At 62.3% G+C, this 14,186-nt stretch carries 11 protein-coding genes, 1 pseudogene and 1 riboswitch; of the genes and pseudogenes, 9 read left to right on the forward strand and 3 right to left on the reverse strand.

Annotated features, from left to right (window positions below; translation table 11 throughout):
• Positions 1-71: 71 nt before the first annotated feature.
• The 3 genes from D3872_RS16015 to D3872_RS16025 all read right to left on the reverse strand — a co-directional run bounded on the left by D3872_RS16015 (position 72) and on the right by D3872_RS16025 (position 4,100).
• Positions 72-785 carry an ABC transporter ATP-binding protein gene (locus tag D3872_RS16015; protein ID WP_119811746.1) on the reverse strand — a complete coding sequence of 238 codons (714 nt, stop codon included), beginning with the start codon at positions 783-785 and terminating at the stop codon, positions 72-74.
• 29 nt (positions 786-814) lie between these two features.
• A complete protein-coding gene (locus D3872_RS16020) occupies positions 815-2,122 on the reverse strand; it encodes an efflux RND transporter periplasmic adaptor subunit (RefSeq protein WP_229459358.1) in 1,308 nt (435 codons plus the stop codon).
• 121 nt (positions 2,123-2,243) lie between these two features.
• Positions 2,244-4,100, reverse strand: a complete 1,857-nt coding sequence (locus D3872_RS16025; RefSeq protein WP_119811748.1) for a phosphoethanolamine transferase — start codon at positions 4,098-4,100, stop codon at positions 2,244-2,246.
• A 352-nt stretch (positions 4,101-4,452) separates the two neighbouring features.
• Here D3872_RS16025 and rpsL point away from each other — a divergent pair, with 352 nt between their 5' ends.
• The 9 genes and pseudogenes from rpsL to D3872_RS16070 all read left to right on the forward strand — a co-directional run bounded on the left by rpsL (position 4,453) and on the right by D3872_RS16070 (position 14,185).
• Entirely contained in the window at positions 4,453-4,836 is a 384-nt protein-coding gene (rpsL, locus tag D3872_RS16030) for a 30S ribosomal protein S12 (RefSeq protein WP_119811749.1), read from the forward strand.
• A 113-nt stretch (positions 4,837-4,949) separates the two neighbouring features.
• Positions 4,950-5,419 (forward strand): annotated as a pseudogene (gene rpsG / locus D3872_RS16035) (30S ribosomal protein S7).
• Positions 5,420-5,533: 114 nt separating this feature from the next.
• A complete protein-coding gene (gene fusA, locus D3872_RS16040; protein ID WP_119811750.1) occupies positions 5,534-7,639 on the forward strand; it encodes an elongation factor G in 2,106 nt (701 codons plus the stop codon).
• 81 nt (positions 7,640-7,720) lie between these two features.
• Positions 7,721-8,920 (forward strand): elongation factor Tu, encoded by a 1,200-nt coding sequence (tuf, locus tag D3872_RS16045; protein WP_119811751.1) that lies wholly within the window; start codon positions 7,721-7,723, stop codon positions 8,918-8,920.
• Between the two features lie 157 nt (positions 8,921-9,077).
• Positions 9,078-9,395: a 30S ribosomal protein S10 gene (gene rpsJ, locus D3872_RS16050; RefSeq protein WP_005663509.1), complete on the forward strand. Its 318-nt coding sequence runs from the start codon at positions 9,078-9,080 to the stop codon at positions 9,393-9,395.
• A gap of 200 nt (positions 9,396-9,595) precedes the next feature.
• Positions 9,596-10,630, forward strand: coding sequence for a nicotinate-nucleotide--dimethylbenzimidazole phosphoribosyltransferase (gene cobT, locus D3872_RS16055; RefSeq protein ID WP_119811752.1), 1,035 nt, complete (start codon positions 9,596-9,598; stop codon positions 10,628-10,630).
• A 4-nt stretch (positions 10,631-10,634) separates the two neighbouring features.
• Positions 10,635-11,426 carry an adenosylcobinamide-GDP ribazoletransferase gene (locus D3872_RS16060; RefSeq protein ID WP_119811753.1) on the forward strand — a complete coding sequence of 264 codons (792 nt, stop codon included), beginning with the start codon at positions 10,635-10,637 and terminating at the stop codon, positions 11,424-11,426.
• Positions 11,427-11,428: 2 nt separating this feature from the next.
• Positions 11,429-11,971, forward strand: coding sequence for a histidine phosphatase family protein (locus D3872_RS16065; protein ID WP_119811754.1), 543 nt, complete (start codon positions 11,429-11,431; stop codon positions 11,969-11,971).
• Positions 11,967-12,186: riboswitch (cobalamin riboswitch) on the forward strand. Its footprint overlaps the gene before it by 5 nt.
• Positions 12,187-12,322: 136 nt before the next feature.
• On the forward strand, positions 12,323-14,185 hold the full coding sequence (locus D3872_RS16070; protein ID WP_119811755.1) for a TonB-dependent receptor plug domain-containing protein: 1,863 nt from the start codon (positions 12,323-12,325) through the stop codon (positions 14,183-14,185).
• Position 14,186: the final 1 nt, after the last annotated feature.

A 14,186-nucleotide genomic window follows, 5' to 3' on the forward strand; every position in this document is an offset into this window, starting at 1 on the left:
GCGGTCAGGGCCGGATTGCGGCGCAGGCTGCGCACGCCGAGAAGGAAGTAGTACGAGAACATGGGATCTCCTCAGGCCACGTGTTCGCTCTTGGACGCGACCAGGGTCGGCGCCTTGCGCACCAGGTCGGACACCTGGCCGTCGATGATGTGCACATTGCGCTGCGAGCGCACCGCCAGTTCCGGGTCGTGGGTGACCATCAGGATGGTGGTGCCTTGCGCGTTGATCTCTTCCAGCAGTTCCATCACGCCGCGCGCCATCTGGGTATCGAGGTTGCCGGTCGGTTCATCGGCCAGCAGCAGCTTGGGCGAACCGGCCAGCGCGCGCGCGATCGCCACGCGCTGCTGCTGGCCGCCGGACAGTTCGGCCGGGTAGTGCTTCATGCGCGATGCCAGGCCCACCTTGGCCAGCGCGTCCTCGATGCGCTCCTTGCGCTCGGCCGCGTTGAAGCCGCGGTAGCGCAGCGGCACGTCGACGTTGTCGAACAGGGACAGGTCGGGAATCAGGTTGAAGCCCTGGAAAATGAAACCCAGCTTTTCGTTGCGCAGGCGCGAGCGCGCGTTGTCGTCCATGCCCTTGACGTTGATGCCGTCCAGGACGTACTCGCCATCGGTGAAGTCTTCCAGCAGGCCGGCGATGTTCAGGAAGCTGGTCTTGCCCGAGCCCGAAGGGCCGGTGACGGTGACGAACTCGCCCTGCTTGACGTCGATCTCGAAGCCGCGCAGCGCGTGGGTTTCGATCATGTGGGTGCGGTACACCTTGCTCAGGTTTTTCATGCGCAGCATGGGATGTCCTTTCGGGTTCGAAGTAGTGTTCAGTTAATCGAAACGCGTGCGGCGTTCTTGAATTCGTCGGTGCCGGAGATGACCACCTTGTCGCCTGCCTTCAGGCCGGACAGGATCTCCACCGAATTGATGCTGGTGGCGCCCATCGAGATCGGCTTGCGCACGGCGACGCCGCCGTCCATCACGTAGGCGAAGCGTCCGCCCTCGCTTTCGACGAAGGGGCCGCGCGGCACGATCAGCACGTTCGGTTTTTCCTCGATCAGCAGGCGCGCTGTCAGGCGCTGGCTCTGGCGCAGGCCTTTCGGCTGTTCGCCGTCGAAGCGCACGCGCGCCAGCACCTGGTTGCGCACCACTTCCGGCGACAGCGCCGACAGCTTGCCGGTGGCGGTGCCGGTCGGCAGCTGGATTTCGGCAGTCATGCCCAGGCCCATGTCCTGCACGTAGGTCTCGGGCACCTCGAGTTCGACTTCGAGGCGCGACAGGTCGACCAGCGTCATGAGGGGAGCGTTGGCGGCGACCACCATGCGGTTCTGCACCGACAGCGTGCCGATGAAGCCATCGACCGGCGCGCGCACGGTCAGTTCGTCGACGCGGCGCTGGGCGTTGGCCAGCGACAGGCGCTGGCGGTCCAGTTCATTGACCTTGGTTTTCAGCGCGAGCGAGACGTCGTCGCCTTCGAGCAGGGCGGCGTCGGCCGCGTGGCGGGCGCGGATCTGCGCGGACTTCAGTGCGTCCTTGGCCTTCTGGTAGTCGATCTTGGCGATGATGCCTTCGTTGGCGACGCCCTCGTAGCGTTCCAGCGTGCGCTGGGCTGACAGGCGGTCGATCTCCGCAGTGTCGGCCTCGCGCTGGGCCAGCAGCTTCTGCTTGCGCGCCAAAATCTTCTGGCGCGCGACTTCTGCTTCGAGCTGGAGGTAGCTGGACTGCTCGCGCTTGAGTTCATCGGACAGGTCTGGCGATTCAAGGATCGCCAGCACCTGGCCTTTCTTGACAGTGTCGCCCGCCGCGACCTTGAGGTTGACGGTCGACGCGGAAGTGGAATACAGGGTCGGGCTGACGGCGGCGACCACGCGGCCGTTGACCGAGGCGTCGCGCACCAAGGTGCCGCGCGCGACTTCGGCGATGCGCACGCGCGCGGCGCTGACCGAGTGTTCGCTCTTGCCCCAGGCCGAAAAAAGGAAGACGCCGGTGGCGATGATTGCGACGGTGGCGGCGCCGACCAGCGCGCGGCGCTTGTTGTTGTGGCCCTTTGGCGGGGCGATGACTGAATCCTGGTGTGATGTGTCGCGAATCATGGCAGCGGTGTTTGTTGAAACGATGTAAATATCGTTACGCACGAACCGTGCCAAGCGTTAAGAGATTGATTTCATGGGCGTTTCATTGCGCGGATGGTGTCCGCCGTGTCCGGTCGGGCACTGGTGGACGCCGCGCCGGACAGCTTTCGGGCGCCGCGGCTTACTATCGCTCCCGCTTCAGCGGAGTTCCCTTGTCGATCACCTCACGGCAGTCGCCCTTGAACTTCGCATTGTCGTAATTGCTCCAGCCGTAGCTGTCGACATAGCGTTTGTGTTCGGCGAAGGCGCGGTTCACGAAGCTCCATTCAAGCCGCTCGCCCGGATAGCGGATGTCGGCCATGTCGAGCAGGGTGTGGAACATGTTCTCGGTCGCCAGCCTCGATGTGCGGTGGCGCGCCAGTTGCTGCACCTTGTGCGGGTAGCGCTCGCGGTACAGGTCCGAGTACCAGACGAAGGCCGGAACGTGGAAATCGTATTGCGTATTGTGGCCATGGAAGCCCAGCTTGCAGCTGCCGTCGTACAGCGACTGGCCGTGGTCGGCAATGTACACCATCGACGTGCGCTGCCCGGACGCCTTCAGCTTGCCGATCACCTGCGCCAGGAACCAGTCTGTATACAAGATGCTGCTGTCGTAGCTGTTGTTCAGGTGCGCCTTCAGTTTCAGGTCGGTGTAGACCGGCTTGTCGATGCCGTGCAGCGAGGGCTGCCATTTGTCGAAGGCCTTCGGGTAGCGGTGGCCGTAGTTCCAGTGGCTGCCCAGCGAGTGCAGCACGATCAGCTTCTTGGGCGCGGCGTCGGACAGGGCGATACGCAGCGGGTCGAACAGGATTTCGTCGAAGTTGGAATTGTTGGTAAAGCCGCCAAGGTTCAGGAACTGCACCACGTCGGCCTCCCTGGCGAACACCGATATCGGGGTGTCGAACTCGCCGAAGGAGATCTGGTTGGACAGCCAGTAGGTCTTGAAGCCGGCTTCCTTGTACGCGGTCAGGAAGGATTTTTCGGCGAAGCCGTCCTTCAGGCTTTTCATCGACGGCTTGCGCGAAATGATCACCGGGACCGACAGGCGGGTGGCCGACACGGCGGTGATCACGTCCGGCAGCGCGACCAGGTTGGCTTCCTGGCGCAGCAGGGGATTGGTGTCGCGCGCGTAGCCGTTCAGGCTCCAGCGGTCGAAGCGCGACGATTCGCCCAGTACCAGCACCACGACCTCGGGCGCGGCGTCCGGTTTGGCCTGGCGCGCGTGGAAGCGGAACCTGGTGCTGCGCTCGCTCAGTTGGGCGAGGTACTCGCGCTCTTTATAGAAGTCGACGCCGCGCGCCAGCAGGCCGAATGGCCACGACTGCGAGAAGGCGTCGAATTCGAAGGGCAGGCTTGCCCAGTGCGGCAACGGCGCCAGCGCCAGGCCGGTGTGGCCGGCGCCGGGAATGCCGCCTGGCGGGCGTGCCGCAGCGGCAGGGCTGGCCTTTGCGAGGTGCGCCAGCGGCGGCAAGGCGCGCGCCGGCGCAGCGGCCACCTGTTTTGGGGCGATGCCGAATTCGTGGCTGTAGGCGCCGACAGCCGCGCTCACGGCGAGGGCGGCCAGCGCGACCCAGCGCGAGCTGTCGTTCCAGTCGAAGGCGCGGGTGGCGCGGGCGATGCGCAAGGTGCCGGCCCACCAGGCCAGCACCGCGGCGACCGCGGCCAGCATCAGCCACACCGTGTTGCCAAGGAATTCCAGCGCCTCCATCGGGCTGGTCTCCGCGATGATGCCGAGGTGGTGGGTGGAAATGCCCTGGCCGTAATAAGTCAGCAGGTAGATTTCGGTCGGCAGCGCCAGGAAGGCGGGCAGCAGCAGCCAGTGGAAGCGAGCCGGGCGCTTGAACACGGCCCAGGCCGCCACCCAGGCGAACAGTTCGATGCCGAACACCTGCCAGGGGCGTGCCAGCGGCCGGCCCAGCAGCGCGGGCGCGAAAGGCACGAGCGACACGGCCAGGTAAGTCAGCAGCAGGATCAGGTTGGCAGGGCGGAGCAGCGGGCGCATGGTTGGACGAACGGGAAAAGTCGTCTATTATCATGGCGTTCCCAACCGTGGGGGGGAAATTTTGATCCGGAACGCGCCGCCGTTGCCCCACCGATTGTCGCCAGATAACGACGAATCCCGGCAGTTTACCGCCGATTCCACCCGGGCAAGACCGTAAACCGGTTGACCGTGCCTCGTCACAAGCATATACTCGCGAGTTCTCGAATTTATTCTGCACACCGTGTGCGTAGCTCAGCCGCTCCTTCGCGAGTGGCTTTTGTCGCCTCCGCTGTCAGTCCAAACCGGGACTCAGTTTTAGTCCCCGGGCATCAGCCCGGGTTATTCACGTTGTATCTTTGTTGGATTAATAACGATGCCAACCATCAATCAACTGATTCGCAAACCACGCGTCGCTACGATCGTGAAGAGCAAATCGCCGGCGCTGGAAAATTGCCCGCAAAAACGTGGTGTCTGCACCCGTGTGTACACGACGACCCCAAAGAAGCCTAACTCGGCTCTGCGTAAAGTCGCCAAAGTTCGCCTGACCAACGGTTTCGAAGTCATTTCGTACATCGGCGGTGAAGGCCACAATCTGCAAGAACACAGTGTCGTGCTGCTGCGCGGCGGCCGTGTTAAAGACTTGCCGGGTGTGCGTTACCACATGGTTCGCGGTGCACTGGATACCCAGGGCGTTAAAGACCGTAAGCAAGCTCGCTCGAAGTACGGTGCGAAGCGCGCTAAAGCAGGCAAGAAGTAATATTTTTGCCCCACAATTGAGTTGAACCGACCGCAAGGTCGAGTAAGTGGATGGCTATGATGGCCTCCGCGAGTGCGCCAGGCGCGCTCAACTGAAGACTGAAAGGAATTGAAATGCCACGTCGTCGTGAAGTACCCAAGCGCGAGATCCTGCCTGATCCAAAATTCGGCAATACCGATGTCGCCAAGTTCGTCAACATTCTGATGCTGTCCGGTAAAAAATCGGTCGCTGAGAACATCATCTACGGTGCGTTCGAGCACATCAAGCAAAAGTCCGGCAAGGACCCGCTTGAAGTCTTCGCTGCAGCGATCAACAACGCCAAGCCAATGGTCGAGGTTAAGTCCCGCCGTGTCGGCGGCGCCAACTACCAGGTGCCAGTTGAAGTTCGCCCAGTTCGCCGTATGGCGCTGTCCATGCGTTGGTTGCGCGAAGCCGCAAACAAGCGCAGCGAAAATCCATGCCACAACGCCTTGGCGGTGAGCTGATGGAAGCGGCTGAAATGCGCGGCGGCGCAATGAAGAAGCGTGACGAAGTTCACCGTATGGCTGAAGCGAACAAGGCGTTCTCGCACTTCCGCTTCTAATCCAATGGCCAGACCCTGCGAGGGGCGCGGCCATGCATCCGTTGTTCGAGGCCGGGCTCATTTTGTCGAAAAAATGTTGCTCGGTTTTGTCCATTAAAAGATTTAGGAATAATTATGGCACGCAAGACCCCCATTGAGCGCTACCGCAATATCGGTATCTCCGCTCACATCGATGCTGGTAAGACCACCACCACCGAGCGCGTCCTGTTCTACACGGGCGTGAACCACAAGATCGGCGAAGTGCATGATGGCGCGGCCACCATGGACTGGATGGAGCAGGAGCAGGAACGCGGTATCACGATTACCTCGGCTGCGACCACCTGCTTCTGGAAGGGTATGGCTAACAACTTCCCTGAGCACCACATCAACATCATCGACACGCCGGGCCACGTCGACTTCACCATTGAAGTCGAACGCTCGATGCGCGTGCTCGACGGCGCCTGCATGGTTTACTGCGCAGTCGGCGGCGTTCAGCCACAGTCGGAAACCGTATGGCGCCAGGCCAACAAGTACAAGGTTCCACGTCTCGCGTTCGTCAACAAGATGGACCGTACCGGCGCGAACTTCTTCAAGGTCTACGAGCAGATGCGCGCTCGCCTGAAGGCAAACCCGATCCCGCTGCAGATTCCTATCGGCGCTGAAGAAAACTTCAAGGGCGTGGTCGACCTGGTCAAGATGAAAGCCATCTACTGGGACGACGCGTCGCAGGGCATGAAGTTCGACTACCGCGACATTCCTGCGGAACTGGTCGACCAGGCCAACGAATGGCGTGAGAAGCTGGTCGAGACCGCTGCTGAAGCGTCGGAAGACCTGATGAACAAGTACCTGGAAGAAGGCGACCTCTCGGAAGAAGAGATCAAGGCCGCTCTGCGCCAGCGCACCATCGCTTCGGAAATCGTTCCGATGATGTGCGGTACCGCGTTCAAGAACAAGGGCGTACAGGCCATGCTGGACGGCGTCATCGAATACCTGCCGTCGCCAGTGGACATCCCGCCAGTGACCGGTACCGACGAAGACGACGAGCCGACCAGCCGCCGCGCTGCCGACGACGAAAAGTTCGCCGCACTCGCGTTCAAGATCATGACCGACCCGTTCGTCGGCCAGCTGATCTTCTTCCGCGTGTACTCCGGAACGATCAACTCGGGCGACACCGTGTTCAACCCGATCAAGAACAAGAAAGAGCGTCTTGGCCGTATTCTGCAGATGCACGCCAACCAGCGTGAAGAAATCAAGGAAGTCCGCGCCGGCGACATCGCCGCTGCTGTCGGCCTGAAAGATGCGACCACGGGCGAAACCCTGTGCGACCCTGCAGCTGTCATCACGCTGGAGAAGATGATCTTCCCTGAGCCGGTGATTTCGCAGGCAGTCGAGCCTAAGACCAAGGCCGACCAGGAAAAAATGGGCTTGGCGCTGAACCGCCTGGCACAGGAAGATCCTTCGTTCCGCGTCAAGACCGACGAAGAGTCGGGCCAGACCATCATCGGTGGTATGGGCGAGCTGCACCTGGAAATTATCGTCGACCGCATGAAGCGCGAATTCGGCGTGGAAGCAACCGTCGGCAAGCCACAGGTTGCATACCGCGAAACGATCCGCAAGACCTGCGAAGAATCCGAAGGCAAGTTCGTCAAGCAGTCGGGCGGCCGCGGCCAGTACGGCCACGTGGTCCTGAAGATCGAACCGCAAGAGCCGGGCAAGGGCTTCGAGTTCGTCGACGCGATCAAGGGCGGTACGGTTCCACGCGAATACATCCCTGCAGTTGAAAAGGGTGTGCGCGGTACGCTGAACACCGGCGTGCTGGCAGGTTACCCAGTGGTCGACGTCAAGGTCACGCTGTTCTTCGGTTCGTACCACGATGTGGACTCGAACGAAAACGCGTTCCAGATGGCAGCTTCGATGGCGTTCAAGGACGGTTGCCGTCGCGCCGCTCCGGTTATCCTCGAGCCGATGATGTCGGTTGAAGTGGAAACCCCGGAAGACTACGCCGGTTCCGTGATGGGCGACCTGTCGTCCCGCCGCGGCATGGTGCAGGGCATGGACGAAATCCAGGGTGGTGGCGGCAAGATCATCAAAGCCGAAGTACCACTGTCGGAAATGTTCGGTTACTCGACCTCGCTGCGTTCCGCAACGCAAGGCCGTGCTACCTACACGATGGAATTCAAGCACTACTCCGAAGCGCCTAAGCACGTTACCGACGCAATCGTTACTGCTAAAGCTAAGTAATTCAAAGTTAGTTGAGGACAGGGCAAGGATAAACCCTTGCTCTGTCCCGCAAAAAATAATCGCTCTTAAAGGAAGATCAAAATGGCAAAAGGTAAATTCGAACGGACCAAGCCGCACGTCAACGTCGGCACTATCGGCCACGTCGACCACGGCAAGACCACCCTGACCGCAGCAATCGCTACCGTCCTGTCGAAGAAATTCGGCGGCGAAGCTAAAGCTTACGACCAGATCGATGCAGCACCAGAAGAAAAAGCACGCGGCATCACCATCAACACCGCACACGTCGAGTACGAGACCGCAAACCGTCACTACGCTCACGTTGACTGCCCAGGCCACGCCGACTACATCAAGAACATGATTACCGGTGCAGCGCAGATGGACGGCGCGATCCTGGTTTGCTCCGCAGCTGACGGCCCAATGCCACAGACCCGCGAGCACATCCTGCTGGCACGCCAGGTTGGCGTTCCATACATCATCGTGTTCCTGAACAAGTGCGACCTGGTCGACGACGCAGAACTGCTGGAACTGGTTGAAATGGAAGTGCGCGAGCTTCTGTCGAAGTACGAATTCCCAGGCGACGACCTGCCAATCATCAAGGGTTCGGCACGTATGGCGCTGGACGGCGACACCGGCCCAATGGGCGAGCAGGCAATCCTGGCGCTGGCCGAAGCACTGGACACCTACATCCCTGAGCCAGAGCGCGCAGTTGACGGCGCATTCCTGATGCCAGTGGAAGACGTGTTCTCGATCTCGGGCCGCGGTACCGTGGTTACCGGTCGTGTCGAGCGCGGCATCATCAAAGTCGGCGAAGAAATCGAAATCGTCGGCATCAAGGATACCGTCAAGACCACCTGCACCGGCGTGGAAATGTTCCGCAAGCTGCTGGACCAGGGTCAAGCTGGCGACAACGTCGGCCTGCTGCTGCGCGGTACCAAGCGTGAAGACGTGGAGCGTGGCCAGGTTCTGGCCAAGCCAGGTTCGATCAAGCCGCACAACCACTTCACCGGCGAGATCTATGTTCTGTCGAAGGATGAAGGCGGCCGTCACACCCCGTTCTTCAACAACTACCGTCCACAGTTCTACTTCCGTACCACCGACGTGACCGGCTCGATCGAGCTGCCAGCGGACAAGGAAATGGTTATGCCAGGCGATAACGTGTCGATCACCGTCAAGCTGATCAACCCGATCGCGATGGAAGAAGGCCTGCGTTTCGCAATCCGCGAAGGCGGCCGTACCGTAGGCGCAGGCGTTGTTGCTAAGATCCTGAGCGAAGGCAAGTAATTGCTTTTGCAGCCGGGGAGGGCGTCAGTCCGCCCCGCCTGACTCGGTATTGCAACAGGGAGGGGCTTTCGGGTTCCTCCCTGTGATTTCGTAGTACAATCTCGGTCCCCTATATATTGCCGTGCGCAAGCGCGGTTCGCTCTTTAAAGGAATTACCATGTCCGCACCAAACCAGAAAATCCGCATTCGCCTGAAAGCGTTCGATTACAAGCTGATCGACCAGTCCGCACTGGAAATCGTTGACACCGCGAAGCGCACCGGCGCCGTTGTCAAGGGTCCAGTCCCACTGCCAACCCGCATTCAGCGTTTCGACGTCCTGCGTTCGCCGCACGTCAACAAGACCTCGCGCGACCAGTTCGAAATCCGTACGCACCAGCGTCTGATGGACATCGTCGACCCAACGGACAAGACCGTTGACGCGCTGATGAAGCTGGACCTGCCAGCAGGTGTAGACGTAGAAATCAAACTGCAATAATCATTGCGAGTTGATGCCGGCGGGGTGATCCCCGCCGGCTGAATCGGGGCCGGGCAAGTCCGCTGTTTAGCGGATGAACCCGGCCCCGATGCCATTGTGCGCGCGCTACGCGTGCCCGAGGAGCAGGCGACGCCAGTCCGGCGGTTGTGCAGGAAAGGATTGCCCTGCATAATATTGCCACCTTCTCATCACTTCAATCCATGCAAATTCCCACCGTCTCACCGATTGCCGATCCCGATCTTTCCGCGCGGCTCGAACGCGCCATTGCCAACAAAACCAAACCGCCGGGCAGCCTGGGTGCGTTGGAAACGATTGCCCACCAGATTGGCCTGATCCAGCAAACGGTTGAGCCGGCATTGCGGCGACCGGCAATCATCGTGTTCGCCGCCGACCATGGCGTGGTCGCGGAAGGCATTTCCGCCTATCCGCAGAGCGTGACGTGGCAGATGGTTGAAAATTTCCTGGCCGAGGGCGCCGCAATCAATGTGTTTGCGCGCGCCAGCGGCTGCGCGCTGCAGGTAGTCGATGCGGGCGTCAACCACGACTTCGGCCCGCGTGCGGGACTGGTCGACCGCAAGGTCGGGCACGGCACCGCCAACTTTGCGCAGCAACCGGCCATGAGTGCAGCCGACTGCGCGGCCGCGATTGCGCACGGGGTGGCGCTCGCGGCCGGCCTGGAAGGCAATCTGGTCGGCTTCGGCGAAATGGGTATCGGTAACACCACGGCCGCCGCCGCCCTGATGCACAAGCTGACCGGCGTGCCGGTCGCCGAGTGCGTGGGCGCCGGTACCGGCCTGACGCCCGACGGCATCCTGCACAAGCAGCGCGTGATTGAAGCGGCTGTCGAACGGCATGCTTCGGCATGCGAACCCCTCGACATCCTCGCGGCGTTCGGAGGTTACGAAATCGCCATGATCGCCGGGGCGATGCTGGGTGCGGCCGAGCGCCGCATGGTACTGCTGATCGACGGCTTCATCGTCACCAGCGCGCTGCTGGTGGCAGCCCGGCTGCAACCGGCGATTCTCGACTACTGCGTGTTCTCGCACTGCTCCGACGAGCATGGCCACCGCCGCATGCTTGCCTATCTTGAGGCGCGGCCGCTGCTCAACCTGGGGCTGCGCCTCGGCGAAGGAACCGGCTGTGCGCTGGCCGTGCCGCTGCTGCACGCCGCCGTCGATTTCCTGCGCGAGATGGCGACGTTCGAGTCGGCGCAGGTCAGCGACAAGTCGGCCTAGCGCCATGCCGGCAGTCCTTCACCAGTTCCGCCTGTTCTTCATCGCGCTGCAATTCTTCACCCGCATTCCGATTCCGCGCTGGGTCGGATTCCAGCCTGAGTGGCTGCATCACGCGTCGCGCTATTTTCCGATGGTCGGTATCGTGGTCGCCGCGGTTGCGGGCGCCGTGTACTTCGCGGCGGCGCACATCTGGCCCGCCCCGGTTGCGGTCCTGCTATCGACGGCAGCAGGGATCTACCTGACCGGCGCTTTCCACGAGGACGGCTTTGCCGACATGTGCGACGGTTTCGGCGGCGGCACGACGCGCGAGCGTGTCATGGACATCATGAAGGATTCGCGCATCGGCACCTATGGTGCGGTCGGCGCCGGCTTGCTGGTGGCGCTCAAGTGCGCGCTGCTTTCCATGCTCGCGCCAACCAGCGTGATCGTCGCGCTGTTCATCGCTCACCCGCTGTCGCGGCTCGCCGCTACGGCCTTGATCTGGAACCTGAAGTACGCACGCGACGAAGGCAAGGCCAAGCCGCTGGCCCAGCAAATGACGAATGCGGAATTCGCAATCGCGGCCGCCTGCGCGCTTGTTCCCTCCGTCATTCTCGGCGCGCTGGGATACCTCTCGTGGCTTGTCATCGCCGGCTGCATTGCGGGTGCCGCCGCTGTCGCGCTCTGGCTGAGCGCAAAGTTCGTGCGCCGTATCGGCGGCTACACTGGCGACTGCCTGGGCGCCGTACAGCAGGTCAGCGAGGTCGTGATCTACCTGTGCCTGCTGGCCAGCCTGCAGCAGGGCGCCTGGAACTGACGATGCGTGTCCACCTGGTGCGCCACTTTGCGCCGATGGTCGCTGCGGGAATTTGCTATGGCCGCAGCGATCTCTCTGTCGATCCGGAACTGCATGCGCGCTCGCTGCCGGCATTGCGCGCCCAACTTCCAGCCGGCGCCCCGATAATTTCAAGTCCGCTGCGGCGCTGCGCGACGCTGGCCGTGGATCTGGGTGGCGAGGTACGTTTCGATGCGCGCCTGGCCGAACTCGATTTCGGCCGCTGGGAGATGCGACACTGGGACGACATACCGCGCGCCGAGGTCGATGCATGGGCTGCCGATGTTGCTCGATACCGGCCGGGCGGCGGCGAAAGCGTGCTCGATATGGCGCAGCGCGTGTCGGACTTCTACGCGGGCCTGATGCGGGAACCGGTGTCCTCGGCGGTGGTGGTCTGCCACGCCGGCGCGATACGCCTGCTGGCAGCCCGCCAGCGCGGACTCTCCCCATTGGAAATGGCGTACGAGGCGGCGCAACGGCCCCACGCAATCGGCTACGGCGAAGTAATAGTCCTCGACTGTGTATAATTGCGGGCGTTATGGTGCCCGCATACATGTCCATGTGTGCAGTTAAACGGGAAACACGAAGCCTCCACGGCCCGCGTGTGCTGCCCCCGCAACGGTAAGCAAGTGTCGTTCTTCGAACGACGAGCCGCCTCAAAAGACCACTGTGCGTTTTTGCATGGGAAGGTGAGACGGCCGCACTTGCCAGCCCGGATACCGGCCATGACAGGTGGAAGTGTGCGAACGGGGATGTTCGCGGCGCGGCCGGGCCTTGCCTCATTCCCAGTCGGTCGATCCTCATCTTCAGTTCACGCATTTCTTTTCAACCTGGCCAACGGGGAACTCGGCCGGTTGCTTGCCAACTGAAGATTCATCATGACCTTTCCTGTTTCACGCCGTGCGGCCTTATCGTCGCTCGCGCTAGCCATTACCTCGACTTTCGCTCAAGCCGAAAACACCAGCCAGGCTGCCGTGACGGCCGTCCTTGTCACCGCAACGCGCGCCCCGCAGGCGGCCGTCGATGTCCTGAGCGACCATATCGTGCTGTCGTCCGAGGACATCCTCCGCTCCGGCGCCGGCAATGTGGTCGACCTGCTGCAAAAACAGCGCGGCATTGAAGTTACCCGCAACGGCGGACCGGGCACGACTGCCTCGGTATTCATGCGCGGCGGCGACTCCAAACAGACCGTGGTACTGGTCGACGGCGTTCGCATCGGCTCGTCCACCACCGGCGTCGCCAACTGGGCTGCCCTGCCGCTGGCAAACATCGATCGCATCGAAATTATCTACGGTCCACTCGCGACCATGTACGGCGCCGACGCCATCGGCGGCGTGGTGCAGCTGTTCACGAAGCGCGGCGCCGGCGCGCCAGCCATGAAGGCGGCGATCGGCGCCGGCAGCGAAAAGGCCCGCCGCGCGGAAGCGGCCGTCGCCGGAAGCACCGGAGGCGTAAGTTACGCATTTGCGGCCGCGCGCGAACAAGACGACGGCTTCTCTTCAACGCTGCCCGCCAGCTCCTCATTTAACGCCGACAAGGACGGCTACCGGAAGGAGAGTGCCAGCAGCCAGCTGGCGGTCTCCCTGGCCAGCGGCCATGAAGCGGGCCTGCTGTTTTTGCACAGCCGCCTGAATGCGCAGTACGATGCGGGAAGGGCGAGCTACGACGTGCGTACCGTGCAAAGCCTGGACAACATCGCGCTCTACTCGAAGCACCAGCTCACGCCGGGCTGGCAGCTCAAACTTCAGGCGTCGCAGGCGGACGACAAGTCGGCCAACTTCAGCAACGCGACGGCGACCGGTACCAGCAGCATCGATACCAGGCAAACCGCGTTCAGCGCGCAAAGCGACGTGGCCCTCGGCGCCGGCCTGCTGCAGATGTTGCTTGAGCGCCGCGAGGAGGAAGTCGTGTCCAGTTCCACCGCCGCGCTGACCACCGGCCGCACGACCAACTCGGCGGCGCTGGCGTATTCGCTCAAGCGCGATGCCCACCTCGCCACGGCCAGTACGCGCATCGACGACAGCTCGCAGTACGGCTCAAAGGTCACCGGCGGTATCGGTTATGGCTACCGGATCACCCGCACGCTGCGCGCCAATGCAAGCGCCGGCACCAGCTTCCGGGCGCCAACCTTCAATGAACTCTACTTCCCCGGATTCGGGGTCGCAGGCAACCAGCCGGAACACGGGAAGAACGTGGAAGCCGGCCTGGCTTTCAACGACGGCGCCACCGAGGCGACCGCGGTCTACTATCGCAACCGAATCACCGACCTGCTGGTCAATACGACCCCTTGTCCGGTCGAGGTGGCGACCCATCCTTTCGGCTGCGCCTACAACGTCAACCGTGCGATGTTGACCGGACTGTCGGTGGGTGCGCGTACCCGCCTCGGCGACTTCGACCTGCGCGGCGCGTTCGACCTGCAGGATCCGCGCGACGACACCACCGGGAAACAGCTGGTACGCCGCTCCAGACGCCACGCCAATTTTTCGGTAGAGTACCGCACCGGCCCGCTGGTTGCAGGCGCCGGCGTGCACCTGTCCGGCAAGCGCTTCGACGACACCGCCAACCGCAACGTCCTTGGCGGCTACGGCCTGCTGAACCTGTTTGCGTCGTATCGCTTCGCGCCTGACTGGTCGGCCATCGTCCGCTGGAACAATGCAACGGACAAGCGCTACCAGCTGGCCCGCAACTACGCAACCGCCGGTTCCCAGGTGTTTGCCGGTGTTCGCTACGGTATGAACTAGG

It is taken from the genome of Massilia cavernae (assembly GCF_003590855.1).
GTDB lineage: Bacteria > Pseudomonadota > Gammaproteobacteria > Burkholderiales > Burkholderiaceae_D > Telluria_A > Telluria_A cavernae.

Excerpts from the sequence above, each read along its gene's own strand:
- D3872_RS16025 (WP_119811748.1), bottom strand. The coding sequence starts at position 4,100 with ATGCGCCCGCTGCTCCGCCCTGCCAACCTGATCCTGCTGCTGACTTAC.
- rpsJ (WP_005663509.1), top strand. The coding sequence starts at position 9,078 with ATGTCCGCACCAAACCAGAAAATCCGCATTCGCCTGAAAGCGTTCGAT.
- D3872_RS16060 (WP_119811753.1), top strand. The coding sequence starts at position 10,635 with ATGCCGGCAGTCCTTCACCAGTTCCGCCTGTTCTTCATCGCGCTGCAA.
- cobT (WP_119811752.1), top strand. The coding sequence starts at position 9,596 with ATGCAAATTCCCACCGTCTCACCGATTGCCGATCCCGATCTTTCCGCG.
- D3872_RS16070 (WP_119811755.1), top strand. The coding sequence starts at position 12,323 with ATGACCTTTCCTGTTTCACGCCGTGCGGCCTTATCGTCGCTCGCGCTA.
- rpsL (WP_119811749.1), top strand. The coding sequence starts at position 4,453 with ATGCCAACCATCAATCAACTGATTCGCAAACCACGCGTCGCTACGATC.
- D3872_RS16015 (WP_119811746.1), bottom strand. The coding sequence starts at position 785 with ATGCTGCGCATGAAAAACCTGAGCAAGGTGTACCGCACCCACATGATC.
- fusA (WP_119811750.1), top strand. The coding sequence starts at position 5,534 with ATGGCACGCAAGACCCCCATTGAGCGCTACCGCAATATCGGTATCTCC.
- D3872_RS16065 (WP_119811754.1), top strand. The coding sequence starts at position 11,429 with ATGCGTGTCCACCTGGTGCGCCACTTTGCGCCGATGGTCGCTGCGGGA.
- tuf (WP_119811751.1), top strand. The coding sequence starts at position 7,721 with ATGGCAAAAGGTAAATTCGAACGGACCAAGCCGCACGTCAACGTCGGC.